The organism is Serratia sp. 201 (genome assembly GCF_037027545.1).
Classification (GTDB): domain Bacteria; phylum Pseudomonadota; class Gammaproteobacteria; order Enterobacterales; family Enterobacteriaceae; genus Serratia; species Serratia bockelmannii.
In genome coordinates this window covers 113,517-132,404 of record NZ_JAXCHC010000003.1, presented here as the reverse complement: position 1 = coordinate 132,404, position 18,888 = coordinate 113,517, and the positions used below count along the sequence as shown (strand labels likewise).

The window sequence follows — 18,888 nt, the reverse complement described above, 5'->3', positions numbered from 1 at the left end:
AGGGGCCAATGCGGCCCCTTGAGGAAAAATTACGCCGTGCCGCCGACGGTCAGCGTGTCCAGTTTCAGCGTCGGTTGGCCGACGCCCACCGGCACACTCTGGCCTTCCTTGCCGCACACACCCACGCCTTTATCAAGCGCCAGATCGTTGCCGACCATCGAAATCTGCTGCATCGCCTCGATGCCGGAGCCGATCAGCGTCGCCCCCTTCACCGGCTTGGTGATACGCCCTTTCTCGATCAGATAGGCTTCGGTGGTGGAGAACACGAACTTGCCGGAGGTGATGTCCACCTGGCCGCCGCCAAAGTTCGGCGCGTACAGACCGTACTCGACGCTGGCGATGATCTCTTCCGGCGTCGATTTACCCGCCAGCATGTAGGTGTTGGTCATGCGCGGCATCGGCAGATGCGCATAGGACTCGCGGCGGCCGTTGCCGGTCGGCGCAACGCCCATCAGCCGCGCGTTGAGCTTGTCCTGCATGTAGCCTTTCAGCACGCCGTTTTCGATCAGTACGTTGTACTGGCCCGGCACGCCTTCGTCGTCGATCGCCAGCGAGCCGCGGCGCCCTTGCAGGGTGCCGTCATCCACCACGGTGCACAGCTCGGACGCCACCAGCTCGCCCATATGGCCGCTGAACACCGAGGTGCCGCGCCGGTTGAAGTCGCCTTCCAGGCCGTGGCCCACCGCCTCGTGCAGCAGTACGCCTGGCCAACCGGCCCCCAGCACCACCGGCATATTGCCGGCCGGCGCCGCCACTGCGCCAAGATTGACCAGCGCCATGCGCACCGCCTCTTGGGCATAGATATCGGCGCGCACCTCGCCGTCGACGGCTTCCAGGAAGTAGTCATAGCCGAAACGGCCGCCGCCGCCGCTGGAGCCGCGCTCACGCTTGCCGTCCTGCTCCACCAGCACGCTGACGGAAAGGCGCACCAGCGGGCGAACGTCCGCTGCCAGCGTGCCGTCGGTGGCGGCTACCAGCACCTGCTCGTAAACGCCGGTGATGCTGGCGTTCACTTCCTGCACCCGCGCATCGGCGGCGCGCGCCACCTTGTCGAGGCGGTGCAGCAGGGCGATTTTCTCTTCGCGCGGCAGGCTTTGCAGCGGATCGAGCAGCGGGTACAGCGCCTGATAACCGATTTCGCCCAGAGTATGCGCCCGCCCGTCGCCCTGCTCGCGCACGATGCTGCGCGCCGCCTGGGCGCTTTGCTGCAGCGCATTCAGGGTGATCTGATCGGCATAGGCGAAGCCGGTCTTCTCGCCGCTGACGGCGCGCACGCCGACGCCCTGATCGATATTGTAAGAGCCATCCTTGATGATGCCGTCCTCGATCACCCAGGCTTCGTGATAGCTGGACTGGAAATAGAGATCGGCGTAGTCGATACGGCGTTCTGCCAGTTGACCCAATACCCTGTACAGGTCTTGATGACTCAGCTTGTTGGTAGCGAGTAACTGCTCACTGACAAACGTCAGGCTCATAATGGTTTCACTCTTGATTGGAGGATTACTTGTCAGACGGCGCCGTCAGCGACGTCTGGAATCGGTTGTGCTGCAGCACCGGCATCTGCGCACGAATATTTTTCAGGCTTGCGGCGTCCACACGCACCTTCAGTGCCGCCACGGCGTCCGCGTTCTCGGCCAACACCTTGCCCCAGCCGTCGACAGCCATCGAGTGGCCCCAGGTGCGGCGGGTCGGCCCGTGGCGCCCCACCTGCGCCGGCGCCAGGATCATGCACTGGTTTTCGATCGCCCGGGCGCGCAGCAGGATTTCCCAATGCGCCTCGCCGGTCACCCGGGTAAAGGCAGCCGGCACCGAAATCAGTTCGGCGCCCTGCGCCCGCAGTGCCTGGAACAGCGCAGGGAAGCGCAGATCGTAACATATGGTCATGCCCAAACGCCCGACCGGCGTATCCACCACCGTCAGGTGCTGCCCGTGCTGGTAGGTATCCGACTCGCGGTAATGGCCGTGCGCGTCGTTGATGTCCACATCGAACATGTGCAGCTTGTCGTAGCGGGCGCGGATCTCGCCCTGCTCGTCGAACAACAGGCTGCTGGTGGTGATAAGCTCCGGGTTCTCACGGCTGACGAGCGGCATCGAGCCCACCAGCAACCACACGCCATAACGGCGCGCCAGTTCGCGCACCGCGTTCTGCAGCGGACCATCGCCCTGTTTTTCCGCCTGTTGGCGATAGGCCGCGGAGTTGGCGAACAACAACGCGTTCTCCGGCGTCATGACCAGTTTTACCCCGGCATTGAGCTGCTTGATCTGCTGTTCAATCTGGGCCAGGTTATCGCGCACCTGATCGCCACTGCACAACTGCAACAACGCAACGTTAGCATTCCTCATGACGCCTTATCCTCCTTTGCCTTACGAAGTACCTCATTGATCTTCGGCTGGTCGAGATCGCCGCTGATATGGTAGCGAATCAGCGAAATCTTGCTCCACAGCGGCCCCAGCACCTGCGAGGCGGCAAATACCGCCGCGCCGACGATCGGGTTGACGACAAACGCCGTGGCCACGCCGACCGTCGCCGAAATCGCCGGCGCCACCACCGCCTCCATATCGATGCGACGGCGCGCCAGATCGATCTGGCCGCTCATGGCGATATCCGCCGCCAGGCCGTCGATCAATAGATTATCTGTATGCATTATGCCATCTTTCAGCCAGGCGGTACTGCGGATGGAATCAAAGTAGAAGCCTTTGCCGAAGGTATCGCTGAAATCGAACTGCAGCTTGCGCAGCAGAGCATCGAAACTGACCAGCCGCAGCAGCTGACCGGCACGGCCACCGCCCATACTGTCGATTTCACCCTTGCCCATCTTGACCTGCAGCGCACCGCTCAGCGTATCGACCCGTGGCTGCCACGGCGTGCCATGCCAGTACAGATCGAAATCCACGTCATAAGGCGCGCCCTTAAGCGGAATGGTGATGCCGAAGAAGGCGGCGGTTTCATCGATCTTGCCGCCAAGCAGCTTGCCTTTCAGCGAGCTGCGCTCTTCCTGCGCATTTTGTTTCCACAGGCCGGTGGCGGTCATGCGCCCTTTGCCGGTATCGACCAGGCCGTGATCCAGCGTCAGGGTATCGCCCCGATTGGTCAGATCTGCCTCGACCTTACCGAGGTTCTGCCCCAGCACCCAGCACGATTTGCAGCGCAGCATCAACGAAGGCCAGTCGCGGAAGGAAACGTTCTCGGTCGACGGCGGCGGCGTGCCCCCCGCGTTTTTCGTCTCTGCGAACTGCGGGTTGTAATACAGGTAGTTGATATCGGCGCGCCACGGCCCGCGATCGGCCACCCGCAGGCTACCATCCACTTCGTCGCTCTTGGCGCTCACCAGGGTAGCGCCAAGCTGTTTCTCGGCCGACAGCGTCAGCTTATGCCAGGCCTGGCCGCCCAACAGCAGCTGCGGCGTGGTCAGCGCCACGGTGGTGGGGAAGCTGAAACCGCCCACCTGACCGCTGCCGCCGCCCTGTTTCAGCGCCGGTGCCAGCAGCGCCAGCCACTGCTCGCCGTCCAGCGCCGGCAGGTTCAACGTCATCGACTTGCCGGCCGGCAGAGGCGGGGTGCCGCCCCCGTTGGTTTGCCAGGCGGCGCGCGCCAGGTTCACCTGTTTTTTATCGAAGTTCCATTCGCTGTTGAAGCGGTTCTGTTTGCCCGCGCTGCCGGTCAACATAAAGCCGTTCAAACCGCCTTTGACCTTGACGTTCACCGGCAGCGCCTCTCCCGACGCCTTGTCCAGTGGCGAAGGTAAGTGACTGCTCACTTTCTTCAGGTCTGCGTCAAGGCCGATATCGTAGCTGGCCGAGCCCTGATGCGGCAGCGTGATGGCCACCTGGCTCTGCCAGGGCGCACTGCCGCTGAGCGCATCGGCGGCCTCTTTTGGCAGGCCGGGGAACTTGCCCGGCTGCCAGTCTCCTTTCAGACCGACGTTGACCTTGTAGTCACGCTCGCCTTCCTGCGTAGTGAAGTTGACCGCCACCGGTTGCCCGAACCAGTTGGCCGACAGGGTGTCGCTCTCCAGATTGCCATTGTCGAAGCGGAACTTGCCGCTGAGCTTCTGCAGCTCGCTTTCCAGCGGTTTTATCAGCAACGAATTGTTGTTCAGCGCCACTTCACCGGTGGCTCTGACCTGCTCGCCGTCCAGGGGGATATCGAGATGTAAGCGCCCACTGACATCACCGCCAATCTGCAGCTGATCCAGCGCCGCCCCCAGCGAATCGTGCAACGGTGTCTGCATGAAGTAGTCATGTACGTCGCTGCCCGCACCCGCGACTTCGGCGTCGATCAGCAACCGCTCTTTCAGGTAATCCGGGATCACCGCGCTGATATTTTTGCCCGCCACCTTGCCCAAGCGGGTTTGCGGCGCATGCATCCACAGCCCCTCGTTGGCGAAATCGAGATCGATCGCCAAATCGGTCAGCGCCGGCCAGCCCGGTTGGAACTGGAAGGTGGCGTGACGCAGCGGTACGAAGACTTCGAACTGCCCTTCGTTTTTGCGGTACGGGAAATGCTGCGGATCGCCGGAATAAATCAGCGTGGCGTTATCCACCTGGCCGCCCTGAATGGCGCCGCCCAGGTAGTCCACCAGATGCTTGCCCATCAGCGGTTCCGGGAAATAGCGCCAGGCGTCGGCGCCGTCATACAGGCGGATGCCCGCCAGGATATTCAGCCACGGATCGCCCTTGGCCGGCTGCTGATAACGGAAATCGCCGTTGACCCACAGCGACTTCGCCTTGACGTCCAGCCCCTGACTCGCCAGCTCCCAGCCTTGATCGTTGTAACGCCAGGTCAGCGCGCCACGCGCGCTGCTGATTTCAAGCGGGGCGCGGAACATGTCGCCGTAAGGCAGGGTGCTGTCGGTGAGCCCCAGCGTCAGGCGGCCGTTCTCCACCCCGCCGCTCAACGCGCCGGAGAAGTGGTTGACGCCCGGCAGCAGTTCCCAACGCTGCCAGCTGACATCGCGCCACAGCGCCTGAAAACGGCTCTTTTCCGGCTGCTTGAGCGGGATGTCCAGCGCCAGCGCTTCCATCTTCCCCTGCGGCTGCAGATCGTTCCAGCGATCGAGCACGTCCGGGCTGAGGAACGAGAAGGTCGGCAGCAACGCCGACAGACGCTCCAACTGAAGATGGGTCGCGCGCACCCGCAGCTCTTCATTCTGCGCCGGCCCCATAAATTCGGTGTTTTCCGGCAGCCACAGCGCAGAAAGCGCGCCCTGCGGCCAGGCCTGGCCGTCGGTGCTCAACCGCAGCTGCGGCACGTCGAGCTGCCAACCGGTGCCCTGGCGGCGCAGCGACAGCGCCAGATTGTCGACGTCCAGCCGGTGCTGCGCGGCGCCGGTATTCCAGTTGGCCGCCCCCTGCTTGAGCAACGCATGGCCGCCGGCGATCTCGCCGTTTTGCACCTGCAGCCAGGCTGCCAGGCTGAAGTCGGCGCTTTCCAGCCCGGTGTTGGCGCGCAGCCAGCGGGTAAACCAGGGTTTCATGTCGATGTTATCGGCCTGCAGATAGACCGTGCCGGTGTCCAGCAGGCCCTGATTATCGCGCAGGTCCATGCGCAGCTGCACCACACCGTGCTGGCCGTTCAGCGTCGACAGGCTGATCTGCCCCTCGGCGCGGTGGCGATCGCGGCCGTTGAGCCAGGTCAGTTGGGGAATGTCGAATTCGGCGCGCGCGCCGGCGGGCGTCAGGAACGAGATACGGCTGTCGCGCAGATCGAAATGGTCGAGCTGGCGCAGCATCAGATCGCTGATTTTACCGGGCTCAAGGCCGTCGCCCTCACGATCGCCGCCCAGCGTGGCGTTCAGATCGAGGCGGAATTGATAGAAGGTCAGATCGCGGAACTGCCAGCGCCAGTGCAGCAGCGATTGCCACACGTCCAGCGCCAGCGTCACGCGTTCGATATGCACATCGCTTTTGGGCAGCGTAACGCTCAGGTTGCGCACTTCAAGCTGTGGGCCGAACGTTTCCCAACTGCCCTGCAGGAAATCCATCTGCACAGGCACACCGGATAGCTTCTCCACCTGCGCCAGCAGTTGGGGACGATAGTCGTTCAGCTTCGGCAGCATCAGGCGCAGCCCGCTGATCAGCAGCGCCACAATCACGATTAGGGTGGCGCCTGTTGCTAACAGAATCCCAGGCAGTCGCCTCACGCAGTTCTCCTTGCTCCGCTGCCTGGCAACGGGAATATCTATGCACTGACGGGCCCGGCGTGCCGGGCCCCTACCGATGTCGGGCGGGCTACATCATGACGACGTCGAACTGCTCCTGGCTGTACAACGGTTCGATCTGCACCTTCACCTGTTTGCCGACGAAGATCTCCACTTCGGCCAGCGCATGCGACTCTTCGCTCTTCAGCGCTTCGCCAACCGCCGCGGAGGCGTACACCAGGAAGCGATCGGAATCGTAAGCATGGTGCACGCGTACAATCTCGCGCAGGATCTCGTAGCACACGGTTTCCACCGTTTTCACGGTGCCGCGCCCATTGCAAGTAGGACAATCGTGACAGAGCACATGTTCAATGCTTTCACGCGTGCGTTTACGCGTCATTTCAACTAAGCCTAGCTGAGAGAAGCCGTTGATCGTGGTTTTTACCCGATCTTTACTCAATGCCTGCTCCAGCGAGTGCAGCACCCGGCGGCGATGCTCTTCGTTGTTCATATCGATAAAGTCGATGATGATAATGCCGCCCAGGTTGCGCAGCCGCAGCTGGCGCGCGATGGCCTGCGTCGCCTCGATGTTGGTATTGAAGATGGTTTCGTCGAGGTTGCGGTGGCCGACGAAGGCGCCGGTATTGATATCGACGGTGGTCATCGCCTCGGTCTGATCGATGATCAGATAGCCACCGGACTTTAGCTCAACCTTGCGCTCCAGCGCGCGCTGGATTTCGTTTTCCACGTCGTACAGATCGAAAATTGGCTGGCTGCCGGTGTAGAGTTCGAGCTTGTTGGTAATGTCCGGGATGTACTCGCCGGTAAACTCCACCAACAGATCGTGCGTCAGCCGCGAATCGACGCGAATGCGATCCAGCGCCGCGCCGGCGAAATCGCGCAAGATGCGCTGCGCCAGCGCCAGCTCGCCGTACAGCTTGTATTTGGTCTGGTTGCGCTTCTTGCGCTCCATCACCTTGGTCCACAGGCGTTTGAGGAACGCGGCATCCTGCGCCAGCTCTTCCTCGCCGATGCCTTCCGCCGCGGTGCGGATAATAAAGCCGCCCAGCTCGTCGCAGTGCGGCGCAACGATGGACTTCAGGCGCTCGCGCTCGGCTTCGCTGTCGATGCGCTGCGAAACGCCGACGTGCGCCGCGCCCGGCATGAAGACCAGATAGCGCGAAGGCAGCGTGATATCCGTGGTCAGACGCGCGCCCTTGGTCCCGAGCGGATCTTTCACCACCTGCACCATCAGGTCTTGCCCCTGGCGCACCAGCTCGGCGATGTCGCGCACGTGGAAGTTTTTCCGCTCGTCGCCGGCGACGCATTCGGTATGCGGCATGATGTCGGAGGCGTGCAGGAAGGCGGCCTTGTCCAGGCCGATGTCGACGAACGCCGCCTGCATCCCCGGCAGGACGCGGCTGACGCGCCCTTTATAGATATTGCCGACGATGCCGCGTTTGGATTCGCGTTCGATATGAATCTCTTGCAGAATGCCGCCATCGATATAGGCGACCCGCGTTTCAGACGGTGTGATATTAACCAGTAGCTCAGCTGTCATGCCTTCTCCTCAGAGCCGGTCGATAATGGCAGCGCCCATCAACCGGTTCTTACATCACGTAATGCGACAAAATTACTGAGCAGCTCATGTGTTTCGACCAGCGGCAGACCGACCACCGCGTGATAACTCCCGGTTATCGTTCTGACGAAACAACCACCCTTTCCTTGAATTCCATAGGCGCCCGCTTTATCCATCGGTTCGCCCGTAGCAATATAGTCGCGGATATCCTGTTGTGACAGGCTGCGGAACGTCACGTCGGTCACCACCAGCTGGCAGCGCACGTCGTGGCGATCGGCGATCGCCACCGCCGTCATCACCTGATGCTGTTTGCCCGACAGAGCCGCCAGCATGTCCGCCGCATGGGCTTCGTCGCGCGGCTTCTCCAGCACCCGGCCGTTGAGCACCACGATGGTGTCTGCGCCCAGCACCGGCCGATCTTCCTGCGCCAGCGCCACGCCCGCCTTGGCCTTGTCCTGCGCCAGACGGCGCACATAGGCCTCTGCGGCTTCGCCTTCCCGGCGCTGCTCTTCGGTATGCGTCAGCAGAATGTCAAACGACACGCCTAACAGGGTCAACAGTTCACGTCGACGTGGGGAGCCGGAGGCCAGATAAAGCGAAGTCATTGATATACCCTTACTGTACGGCGAACTGACGGCGGATTTTGCGCATCAACAGGAATAACCACGGCCACAAAATGCCGTTTACCACACTACTCCAGAATACCTCTGGGCGGAAAGAGACGTTGATCACTAAAAATTCAGCCCAGAACACCACCACATCCATCGACAGCGACAGCAGCACGACGATCAGCGCCTGTTGCCACAGCGCCATATTGCGGAACAGTTGGAATTTGAACGCCACCAGATAGGCGATGATGCCCAGCGCCAGCGCGCGTACGCCCAGCGTAGAGCCGAGGATCAGATCCATGATCAACCCCAGCACGAAGCCGGTACCGACGTTGACACGATGCGGCAAGGCCATCACCCAGTAGATCAGGATCAGCACCAGCCAGGAAGGCCGGAACATGTAGATCTGCTCCGGCCACGGCATGATTTGCAGCACCAACGCCACCAGGAACGACAGCCAGATGATCCAGCGCCCGTGGCTGCGGTAACTGTTCATTGCACCACTCCCGCCGCGGCAGGCTGAGCCGATGGCGTAGCGCCGGCGGGTTGCGGCGCCACGCCGGTGGCCGGTGCGGGCAGCTGCGGCCCAACGGAACCGGCAGGCGGCAGCACCTGCGGCATCATCTGCATCAGGCGCTCATTGGCGACGCGGTGCACTTCGTCCGGCGGCAGCGGCATGTCGCCGTTGCGATCGGCGCCCCACAGCAGCAGCAGGTAGCGCAAGCGCTGCAGACCGGCGGTCGGCCGCGCCTGAATCACGGTGTAAGCGCGCTGATTGTCGACCTTGACCGAGGAAACGACCGCCACCGGATACCCTTCCGGGAAACGGCCGCCGAGGCCAGAGGTCACCAGCACGTCGCCAACGCGGATATCGGTATTGTTCGGCAGGTGTTCCAGCTGCAGATCGTCGGCGCAGCCGCTGCCTGCGGCAATCACCCGAATATCGTTGCGCAGCACCTGAATCGGCAGCGCGTGAGAAGCATCGCAGATCAGCAGCACGCGGCTGGTCATCTTCGCCACCGCCACCACCTGACCAACCACACCCTTGTCGCTGATCACCGGCTGGCCTTCATAGACGCCGTTGTCCGACCCTTTGTCGATAACGACCTGGTCGCTATACGGATCGGAACCGGTGGAGATGACCTGGGTGACCATCTTGTGTTCGTCCTGGCGCAGCGGGGAACCCAGCAGCTCGCGCAAGCGGGCGTTTTCCTGCTTGAATTGGCCAAGAAGAAGAATATCGCTGTTTTTCAGCAGCAGTTCCTGCCGCAGAGCGCGGTTTTCCAGCTCCAGCTGTTGGCGGGTGGCCAGCGTTTCTGACACGCTGTCCAAAACTTTACGCGGCCCGTTGGCCAGAAAATAGAAAGGGCTGACTGCGGTGTCCATGTAGTTACGTATCTTCACGAACGTGCCGAGCCGGCTGTCGGCAACGATCAGGCCAATGGCCGCGATCACCGCCAAAAAAAGTCGCAGTTGCAGGGAAGGCCCCCTGCTAAAAATCGGCTTCATAAATTATGCGAGTTCCTCGACAACAGAAAGAGGAACCGTACCCGATTTTCGCTGTGCGCATTCATCCGATACGATTCCTCCTTCCAGGGGCTGACTATTCTTCGCTGAACAAATCGCCGCCGTGCATGTCGATCATTTCCAACGCCTTGCCGCCGCCGCGCGCCACGCAGGTCAGCGGATCTTCCGCTACCACGACCGGGATGCCGGTTTCTTCCATCAGCAGGCGATCGAGGTTGCGCAGCAACGCGCCGCCGCCGGTCAAGACCATGCCGCGTTCGGAAATGTCAGAGGCCAATTCTGGCGGGCACTGCTCCAGCGCAACCATCACCGCGCTGACGATGCCGGTCAGCGGCTCTTGCAGGGCTTCGAGGATTTCATTGGAGTTCAGGGTAAAGCCGCGCGGTACGCCTTCAGCCAGGTTACGGCCGCGCACTTCGATTTCGCGCACTTCGTCGCCCGGATAGGCAGAACCGATTTCGTGCTTGATGCGCTCTGCCGTGGCTTCGCCGATCAGCGAGCCATAGTTGCGACGCACATAATTGATGATGGCTTCATCGAAGCGGTCACCGCCGATGCGCACGGAAGAGGAATACACCACGCCGTTCAGCGAGATCACCGCCACTTCAGTGGTACCGCCACCGATATCCACCACCATGGAACCGGTCGCTTCGGAAACCGGCAACCCTGCGCCGATCGCCGCCGCCATCGGCTCTTCAATCAGGAACACTTCACGCGCGCCGGCCCCTTGGGCGGACTCGCGGATAGCGCGGCGTTCAACCTGGGTTGCGCCGACCGGCACACAGACCAGCACGCGCGGGCTTGGGCGCATAAAGCTGTTGCTGTGAACCTGTTTGATAAAGTGCTGCAGCATTTTTTCAGTCACGAAGAAATCGGCGATCACGCCGTCTTTCATCGGGCGAATAGCCGCGATGTTGCCGGGGGTGCGGCCCAGCATCTGTTTGGCGTCATGACCGACGGCCGCGACGCTCTTTGGGGAGCCGGCACGATCCTGACGAATGGCAACCACCGAAGGTTCATTCAGTACGATGCCTTGCCCTTTAACATAAATCAGGGTATTGGCGGTACCCAAGTCGATGGACAAGTCGTTGGAAAACATGCCACGAAATTTCTTAAACATAACGAAAGGATAATCCTGCAAGCTGGGGGCGGAAAATAAAATCCGCCTACTTTACCAACCACACGAAGCAGCGACAAGGCGCAAAAACGTTCTACTTCGGTGAAAAATAGTCTGTATTGTTTCTGCTCGAATGCACGGAAATTGGATGAGGCCTGAATTCCCTGAACAAAGGCTCAGTTTACCACCCTGTCAACGCACGAAACGGCGTAACACAGCTCATAAAATCTAACATATTCCCTGATTGCCGCCGATGGTAAGCACCTACCAACGCCAACCAGATAAAAGCTGACAAGAGCCTATCTCAAATAGGCGTCGTTGTCGCAGGCAGATTGGAGAAAACTCCAAAATGACGGGTGACATGGCCCAGATGGATCCGGCGCTCATTCTACGTCAATTTTTGTCCGGCAATCAGCTTAAACACGATAACGACGTGAATATTTTTTACGCCCCGCGTCGATAGGTTCCGGCGATGCGAAAAAGTCGCCCTGCCCGCCGTGGATCCCCCGCTCTTTCAGCGTCTGCCATTCGTTGCGCGTACGTACGCTGGCGGCGAACACCTGAGCACGCGTGCCCGCGCAGGCGCCGGTCAGGCTCTGCACGAACAGCTGGTTTTCGTCCCGCTTATCGATGCTCCGCACCAGCCCCGGGTGGAGCTTGACGATCTCCACCTGCAGCGACTTGATATAGGACGTACTGACCACGGTTAAACCCGCTTTGGACACCGCGAGACGGCAGCCCAGCCCTGACAACAGCCTCAGCACCGGACGCAAACGGTCGATATGTTGACACACATCTGCCTCCGCAAGTTCAATCAGAATTCGCCGACGTTGGCTTTTTTCGCATTGCAACAGCGTATCGCGCAGCCAGCGCTGGAAAGAGCGCTGCAAAATCGAGTCCACGCACAGCGGAAACGCCAGCGTTTCCTCGGGCCACTGCGCCAACAAGGGAATGATGCGGCTCACCTGTTGGCGATCGTAACTCTCCGCCAAACCGAGCTGCTGCACCAGCGGCATATATTCCGCCGGCAGCAATTCCTGGGTGCCGTCATAGATCCGGCTCATGATCTCACGATGGTGCACCTCGCCTTCCACGGTCACCGCCGGTTTCTGATACAGCCGCGGGCCGCCGCGCGCCAGCACCTGTTCCAGCAGCGTGCGCCACTTGACGCTGCCGCGCCCCTTTTCCGGCACCTGGCTGTCGTACACATACCACCCGTTTTCGCCCTGCAGCGTAGCGTGGCGCGTCGCCTGCTCCGCATAGTCGATTACCTGCTCGGTGGTTTGACCGCTGCGGTACGCCACGATGCCGATGTGCAGGAAGGCCTCGCGATCGATCAGCGCCGTGGAAGGCAAGGCATCGATGGCGTTGACCAGTTGTGAAGCGATGCCGTCGGCTTCCTTCAGGGTTCGATGCGGCAACAGCACGGTAAAATCGCTGTGGAAGTAGCGCGCCAGCAGCGCCGACGGGTAGCGCATCACGAAGGTAGACAGCAGGTTGACCAGCGAATACATCAGCTCTTGCACCGCCATGCTGCCGTGCGTCTCGCGCAGGGTCTCGAAGTCGGGCAGCCGCACCATCATCACGATGCCGTGCGAGCCTTCATCTTCCAACTGAGTGGTCAATTGATTATCGAAAAACAGGCGATTATTCAGCCCGGTTTTGGCATCCTGCGCGGCGAAGGCGCGGATCAGCGTATCGACCCGGCTGCGCTCTTCCCGCGCTTCCGCCAGATCGGCCAGCAGGCGGTCGAGCGCGCCGCTGACGTTGGCTGGCCACTCACGCACGTCGCCCTGCATGACGTTTTCACGCTCGCCGTTCAGAATGCGCCGCGCACGGCGTTCCAGACGATCTTCGCCGTCGGCCTGCTCACGCAGCCAGCGCAGGCTGAACAGCAAAACCACCACCATGACGACGATCGACAGCGTGACGGCGGCGGTGGATTGCAGCGTGCGCACGTCGCTGGCGAAGGGATCGAGGTAGGTGATGTGCAGCGTACTGCCCGGGTGCTGCAACAGAGTTCGCGAGACCTGACGATAGCCGTTCAGCGCATCCCAGGGCTCTTTTTTCAGCGTCGGCAATTTATAGTCGAGGAGCTTGCTGGTACCGGCCTCTACGCGGATCGACACAATGCCGAGCGGACGCATGACAATCGGCAACCATTTCTCCTGATCGCGCGGCGATTCCTGCAACATGGCTTGATCGAGAGAGGTGACGAGCGAATCAAAGCGGCGCTCCTGGCGATCCTGGGTAACGTAAAAGAAGCTGTATGAGCATCCCATCAGCATCAAAAACATCGCCAGCGCGACCAACAGAGTGATCAATGCAGAGAGTTTGGTGGTAAATCGCATCCCTGTGCCTTGTCCGCTATGGTTAAGTGAGTGTTCACCCTTTAGCTAAAAGGGGCCGTCCAACCCTAACAAGCCTTGCCGAGGAATTAAACCTGCAAGCGCCGTTTTTGTCCTTTATCAGGACTTGGGCCGCTTATTATGCATATAGTCAAATAAATGTGATTCAGCCATTGATAGAAAAGTGTAAACGAGAGGAAGAGTGACATGCGTGCACTGTTATTGGAACAACAAGACGACCAAACTCTGGCTCATATCAAAGATATCGGCAGCGATCGGTTGCCGGAAGGCGATGTCACCGTCGACATCAACTGGTCAAGCCTGAACTATAAAGATGCGCTGGCGATCACCGGCAAAGGCAAGATCGTGCGCAACTTCCCGATGGTGCCGGGCATCGACTTCGCCGGCACCGTGCGCCACAGCCGCGACGATCGCTTCAAAGAGGGGCAAAGCGTGGTGCTCACCGGTTGGGGCGTGGGCGAACACCATTGGGGCGGCCTGGCCGAGCAGGCGCGCGTCTCCGGTGAGTGGCTGGTGCCGCTGCCGAACGGCCTGGATGAGCGCAAGGCGATGATCATCGGCACCGCCGGCTTTACCGCCATGCTGTGCGTGATGGCGCTGGAAGAAGGCGGCGTACACCCGGACGACGGCGATATCCTGGTCACCGGCGCCAGCGGCGGCGTGGGCAGCACCGCCATCGCCCTGCTGGCGGCGCTGGGTTACCGGGTGACCGCCATCAGCGGCCGCGACAGCAATACCGAGTACCTGAAAGCGCTCGGCGCCAAAGAGGTCATGTCGCGCGATGGCTATATCGACACGCCGCGTCCGCTGGAGAAACAGCTGTGGGCCGGCGCGGTGGACACCGTCGGCGACAAACTGCTGGCGCGGGTGCTGGCGCAGATGAACTATAACGGCACCGTCGCCGCCTGCGGCCTGGCGGGCGGTTATCAACTGCCGACCACCGTGATGCCGTTCATTCTGCGCAACGTGCGCCTGCAGGGCGTGGATTCGGTGCATACGCCGCTGCACCGCCGCCAAACCGCCTGGGAACGGCTGGCCGGTATTCTGCCGGACAGTTTCTATCAGCAAGCCACGCACGAAATCACCCTCGAACAGGCGCCGGCCACCGCCGCCGCGCTGCTGAACAACCAAATCACCGGCCGCACCCTGGTGAAAATCCGCTGACGGACTCCCCCCGGCGACGGGGGGCTCACCGGCGTCTGCGAAATTTCATATTTTCCCGCGTCCCCTCGCTTCCGGCCGGCTTTAGCGCCATGCTTATTTCATGAAGACCCGTTAACCGCTCGCAGGCGGCGGGCATCAGTCGCGGAGAACATAAGCATGAACAAACACCCCAAATTGACCGAGGCCGACGTCACACCGGAGAGCGTATTCCATCAGCGGCGCAAAGTGCTGCAGGCGCTCGGCATCACCGCCGCCACGCTGGCGCTGCCTACCGGCGCACAGGCGGACCTGCTGTCGTGGTTCAAGGGCAACGATCGCCCCAAGGCGCCGCCGGGCAAAGCGCTGGAATTCAGCAAACCGGCCGCCTGGCAGGCGCAGCTGGCGATGACGCCGGAAGACAAGGTCACCGGCTACAACAACTTCTATGAGTTCGGCCTCGACAAAGCCGATCCGGCCGCCAACGCCGGCGGGCTAAAGACCGAAGGCTGGAAAGTGCGCATCGACGGCGAAGTGACGAAGCCGATCACGCTGGATATCGACGATCTGATGAAGCGTTTCCCGCTGGAACAGCGCATTTACCGCATGCGCTGCGTCGAGGCCTGGTCGATGGTGGTGCCGTGGATCGGTTTCGAACTGGGCAAGCTTCTCAAGCTGGCCGAACCGAACAGCAATGCGCGCTACGTGGCCTTCCAGACGCTGTACGATCCGGAGCAGATGCCCGGCCAGAAAGATCGCTTTATCGGCGGTGGCCTGAAATACCCCTACGTCGAAGGGCTGCGGCTGGACGAGGCGATGCATCCGCTGGCGCTGCTGACCGTCGGCGTGTACGGCAAAACCCTGCCGCCGCAAAACGGCGCGCCGCTGCGGCTGATCACGCCGTGGAAATACGGCTTCAAAGGCATCAAATCGATCGTGCATATCCGTTTGGTGCGCGATCAACCGCCGACCACCTGGAACCAATCTGCGCCGAACGAGTACGGTTTTTACGCCAACGTGAATCCGCACGTCGATCATCCGCGCTGGTCGCAGGCCACCGAGCGTTTTATCGGCTCCGGCGGCATTCTCGACGTTAAACGCCAACCGACGTTGCTGTTCAACGGCTATGCCGACCAGGTAGCGTCGCTGTATCGCGGTATGGATCTGCGGGAGAATTTCTAAGTGCGCCTGACGCCTGTTCATATCAAATGGCTGAAAGCCGCCCTGCATCTGGCGGCGTTTTTGCCCTTTCTCTGGCTGGTGTTGGCGGTGGATCAAGGCTGGTTCAGCGCCGATCCGTCCAAGGACATCCAGCATTTTACCGGCAGGATGACGCTGAAACTGCTGCTGGCCACGCTGGCTATCGCCCCGCTGGCGCGCTATGCCCGTCAGCCGCTGCTGATCCGCTGTCGCCGTCTGGTGGGGCTGTGGTGCTTTGCCTGGGGCACGCTGCACCTGATAAGCTACTCCACGCTGGAGCTGGGGCTGAGCAATCTCGGCCTGCTGGGCAGCGAGCTGGTGAACCGCCCTTATCTGACGCTCGGCATCCTCACCTGGCTGATCCTGCTGGCGCTGGCGGCCACGTCAACGCTGTGGGCAATGCGCAAGCTGGGGGCCAAATGGCAAACGTTGCACAACTTCGTCTATCTGGCGGCGATCCTCGCCCCCATCCACTACCTGTGGTCGGTCAAAACATTCTCCCCCCAGCCGTTCATTTACGCGCTGTTGGCGGTGGCGCTGTTGGGCCTGCGTTACAAGAAGTTCCGCGCCTGGTGGCGCTGAATCGCGCGGCGGCGCGCGGGATTGCCGCTGAAAAACGCGCGCCGCCGGCGGGAACTTTTTCTGTGTTCCAGCGCTCATATTCCTGTCACGGATCCCCCAGTTCCTCGATTTGGGGTTGAATATCTTCGCTGATAAGACCAGTATTTAGCTGCGAATTGCTACGATATCGTTATAATGCCCGACCTTGTTTCTGTTCTCAGGGTGAATTTGCCCCTTAACAGGTGACAAATCGGTAACATCGGGTTATTTTCTACGATGATGGTTTTATTGCCGGAGATACCAGCACAATGGCGGATAAGTTTCACATTTTGCTTCTGAACGGCCCCAATCTCAATCTGCTGGGGACGCGTGAGCCGGAGAAGTACGGCAGCACGACGCTGACAGAGATTGTTAACGGATTGGAAAACCAGGCATCCGCATTGGATATTACCCTGAGCCATCTGCAATCCAACGCCGAGCATCAGCTGATCGATCGCATTCATCAGGCGCGCGGCAACACCGATTTCATTCTGATAAACCCGGCGGCGTTCACGCATACCAGCGTGGCGCTGCGCGATGCGTTGCTGGCGGTGCAGATCCCGTTCATCGAGATCCACCTGTCCAACGTGCACGCCCGCGAACCTTTCCGCCATCACTCTTATCTCTCAGACGTAGCGGTAGGCGTGATTTGCGGCCTCGGCGCGGATGGCTACGCTTTCGCTTTACAGGCAGCGGTTAACCGTCTGTCGAAAACCCACTAATTGCTCCACAAAAAGAGTACGGAATCACACTCATGGATATTCGTAAAATCAAGAAACTGATCGAACTGGTTGAAGAATCAGGTATTTCTGAACTGGAAATCTCTGAAGGCGAAGAATCGGTTCGCATCAGCCGTGCCGCACCGGCGCAGGCTTATCCCGTCATGCAGCAGGCTTACGCGATGCCGGCACAGCAGCAGCCAGCCCTGGCTACCGCCGTTGCCACCGCGCCTGCGGCAGAAACCCCTGCAGCACCGGCGGCCGTGAGTGGCCATGTCGTTCGTTCCCCAATGGTAGGCACCTTCTACCGCACCCCAAGCCCGGACGCGAAAGCCTTCGTGGAAGTGGGCCAGAAAGTGAACGCCGGCGATACCCTGTGCATCGTTGAAGCCATGAAAATGATGAACCAGATCGAAGCGGACAAGTCCGGCGTCGTGAAAGCCATCCTGGTGGAAAACGGCCAGCCGGTCGAATATGACGAGCCGCTGGTCGTCATCGAATAACGAGGCGCCCCCATGCTTGATAAAATTGTTATCGCCAACCGCGGCGAGATCGCGCTTCGCATCCTGCGTGCCTGTAAAGAATTGGGCATCAAGACCGTTGCGGTTCACTCCGCGGCCGACCGCGATCTGAAACACGTTCTGCTGGCCGACGAGACCGTCTGCATCGGTCCTGCGCCATCGGTAAAAAGCTACCTGAACATCCCGGCCATCATCTCGGCGGCGGAAATCACCGGCGCCGTGGCGATCCACCCGGGCTACGGCTTCCTGTCGGAGAACGCCGACTTCGCCGAGCAGGTTGAACGCTCCGGCTTCATCTTCATCGGCCCGAGAGCCGAAACCATCCGCCTGATGGGCGACAAGGTTTCCGCGATCAACGCCATGAAAAAAGCCGGCGTGCCCTGCGTACCGGGCTCCGACGGCCCGCTGACCGACGACATGGATAAAAACCGTGCCTTCGCCAAGCGCATCGGTTATCCGGTGATCATCAAGGCCTCCGGCGGCGGCGGCGGTCGCGGCATGCGCGTCGTGCGCAGCGACAAAGACCTTGAGCAGTCCATCAACATGACGAAAGCGGAAGCCAAAGCGGCTTTCAACAACGACATGGTGTACATGGAAAAATACCTGGAGAATCCGCGCCACATCGAGATTCAGGTATTGGCCGACGGCCAGGGCAACGCCATCTATCTGGCCGAGCGCGACTGCTCCATGCAGCGCCGCCACCAGAAAGTGGTCGAAGAGGCGCCGGCGCCGGGCATCACCAGCGAAATGCGTCGCTACATCGGCGAGCGCTGCTCGAAAGCCTGTGTGGAAATCGGCTACCGCGGTGCGGGCACCTTCGAGTTCCTGTATGAAAACGGCGAGTTCTATTTCATCGAAATGAACACCCGTATTCAGGTAGAACACCCGGTTACCGAAATGATCACCGGCGTGGATCTGATCAAAGAGCAGCTGCGCATCGCTGCCGGTCAGCCGCTGTCGATCAAACAGGAAGAAGTGAAGATCCACGGCCACGCGGTAGAATGCCGCATCAACGCCGAAGATCCGAACACCTTCCTGCCGAGCCCGGGCAAGATCACCCGCTTCCACGCGCCAGGCGGTTTCGGCGTGCGTTGGGAATCTCATATCTACGCCGGTTATACCGTACCGCCGTACTATGACTCCATGATCGGCAAGCTGATCACCTTCGGCGAAAACCGTGACGTGGCGATTGCCCGCATGAAGAACGCCCTGGCTGAACTGATCATCGATGGCATCAAAACCAACGTTGAGCTGCAGCAGAAGATCATGAACGACGAAAACTTCCAGCACGGTGGCACCAACATCCACTATCTGGAGAAGAAGCTGGGTCTGCAGGAAACCTAAGGCAGCCACGCAGCATCGTCTGAC

The 18,888-nt window shown here is 60.7% G+C and carries 15 protein-coding genes; 6 read left to right on the top strand and 9 right to left on the bottom strand.

Going from position 1 to position 18,888, the window contains the following annotated elements; genetic code table 11:
- Positions 1–29 precede the first annotated feature (29 nt).
- The 9 genes from tldD to csrD form a co-directional block, all read right to left on the bottom strand.
- Positions 30–1,475 carry a metalloprotease TldD gene (gene tldD, locus WA302_RS16205; protein ID WP_336064533.1) on the bottom strand — a complete coding sequence of 482 codons (1,446 nt, stop codon included), beginning with the start codon at positions 1,473–1,475 and terminating at the stop codon, positions 30–32.
- A gap of 25 nt (positions 1,476–1,500) precedes the next feature.
- Positions 1,501–2,343 carry a deaminated glutathione amidase gene (nit1, locus tag WA302_RS16200; RefSeq protein ID WP_038629939.1) on the bottom strand — a complete coding sequence of 281 codons (843 nt, stop codon included), beginning with the start codon at positions 2,341–2,343 and terminating at the stop codon, positions 1,501–1,503.
- Positions 2,340–6,143 (bottom strand): AsmA2 domain-containing protein YhdP, encoded by a 3,804-nt coding sequence (gene yhdP / locus WA302_RS16195; RefSeq protein WP_261456601.1) that lies wholly within the window; start codon positions 6,141–6,143, stop codon positions 2,340–2,342. The genes nit1 and yhdP overlap by 4 nt, the downstream gene beginning before the upstream one ends.
- Before the next feature lie 88 nt (positions 6,144–6,231).
- Positions 6,232–7,701 (bottom strand): ribonuclease G, encoded by a 1,470-nt coding sequence (gene rng / locus WA302_RS16190; protein WP_025304418.1) that lies wholly within the window; start codon positions 7,699–7,701, stop codon positions 6,232–6,234.
- A 38-nt stretch (positions 7,702–7,739) separates the two neighbouring features.
- Positions 7,740–8,324 carry a Maf family protein gene (locus WA302_RS16185; protein WP_004936921.1) on the bottom strand — a complete coding sequence of 195 codons (585 nt, stop codon included), beginning with the start codon at positions 8,322–8,324 and terminating at the stop codon, positions 7,740–7,742.
- Positions 8,325–8,334: 10 nt separating this feature from the next.
- Positions 8,335–8,823 (bottom strand): rod shape-determining protein MreD, encoded by a 489-nt coding sequence (mreD, locus tag WA302_RS16180; RefSeq protein ID WP_004936918.1) that lies wholly within the window; start codon positions 8,821–8,823, stop codon positions 8,335–8,337.
- Positions 8,820–9,836 carry a rod shape-determining protein MreC gene (gene mreC, locus WA302_RS16175; RefSeq protein WP_141972340.1) on the bottom strand — a complete coding sequence of 339 codons (1,017 nt, stop codon included), beginning with the start codon at positions 9,834–9,836 and terminating at the stop codon, positions 8,820–8,822. Before mreC ends, mreD begins: the two co-directional genes overlap by 4 nt.
- A gap of 94 nt (positions 9,837–9,930) precedes the next feature.
- Positions 9,931–10,974 carry a rod shape-determining protein MreB gene (gene mreB / locus WA302_RS16170; RefSeq protein WP_003855260.1) on the bottom strand — a complete coding sequence of 348 codons (1,044 nt, stop codon included), beginning with the start codon at positions 10,972–10,974 and terminating at the stop codon, positions 9,931–9,933.
- A gap of 413 nt (positions 10,975–11,387) precedes the next feature.
- On the bottom strand, positions 11,388–13,322 hold the full coding sequence (gene csrD, locus WA302_RS16165; RefSeq protein WP_025304421.1) for an RNase E specificity factor CsrD: 1,935 nt from the start codon (positions 13,320–13,322) through the stop codon (positions 11,388–11,390).
- 204 nt (positions 13,323–13,526) lie between these two features.
- On the opposite strand from csrD, the gene acuI reads away from it, so the two are divergent.
- The 6 genes from acuI (at position 13,527) to accC (ending at position 18,864) form a co-directional block, all read left to right on the top strand.
- Positions 13,527–14,504 carry an acrylyl-CoA reductase (NADPH) gene (acuI, locus tag WA302_RS16160; RefSeq protein ID WP_021505125.1) on the top strand — a complete coding sequence of 326 codons (978 nt, stop codon included), beginning with the start codon at positions 13,527–13,529 and terminating at the stop codon, positions 14,502–14,504.
- A gap of 156 nt (positions 14,505–14,660) precedes the next feature.
- Entirely contained in the window at positions 14,661–15,662 is a 1,002-nt protein-coding gene (gene msrP, locus WA302_RS16155; RefSeq protein ID WP_197759129.1) for a protein-methionine-sulfoxide reductase catalytic subunit MsrP, read from the top strand.
- A complete protein-coding gene (msrQ, locus tag WA302_RS16150) occupies positions 15,663–16,262 on the top strand; it encodes a protein-methionine-sulfoxide reductase heme-binding subunit MsrQ (protein WP_016930241.1) in 600 nt (199 codons plus the stop codon).
- 287 nt (positions 16,263–16,549) lie between these two features.
- On the top strand, positions 16,550–17,002 hold the full coding sequence (gene aroQ, locus WA302_RS16145) for a type II 3-dehydroquinate dehydratase (protein ID WP_004936891.1): 453 nt from the start codon (positions 16,550–16,552) through the stop codon (positions 17,000–17,002).
- Positions 17,003–17,034: 32 nt separating this feature from the next.
- Positions 17,035–17,502: an acetyl-CoA carboxylase biotin carboxyl carrier protein gene (gene accB / locus WA302_RS16140; protein ID WP_004936889.1), complete on the top strand. Its 468-nt coding sequence runs from the start codon at positions 17,035–17,037 to the stop codon at positions 17,500–17,502.
- 12 nt (positions 17,503–17,514) lie between these two features.
- Positions 17,515–18,864: an acetyl-CoA carboxylase biotin carboxylase subunit gene (gene accC, locus WA302_RS16135; RefSeq protein WP_019453177.1), complete on the top strand. Its 1,350-nt coding sequence runs from the start codon at positions 17,515–17,517 to the stop codon at positions 18,862–18,864.
- Positions 18,865–18,888: the final 24 nt, after the last annotated feature.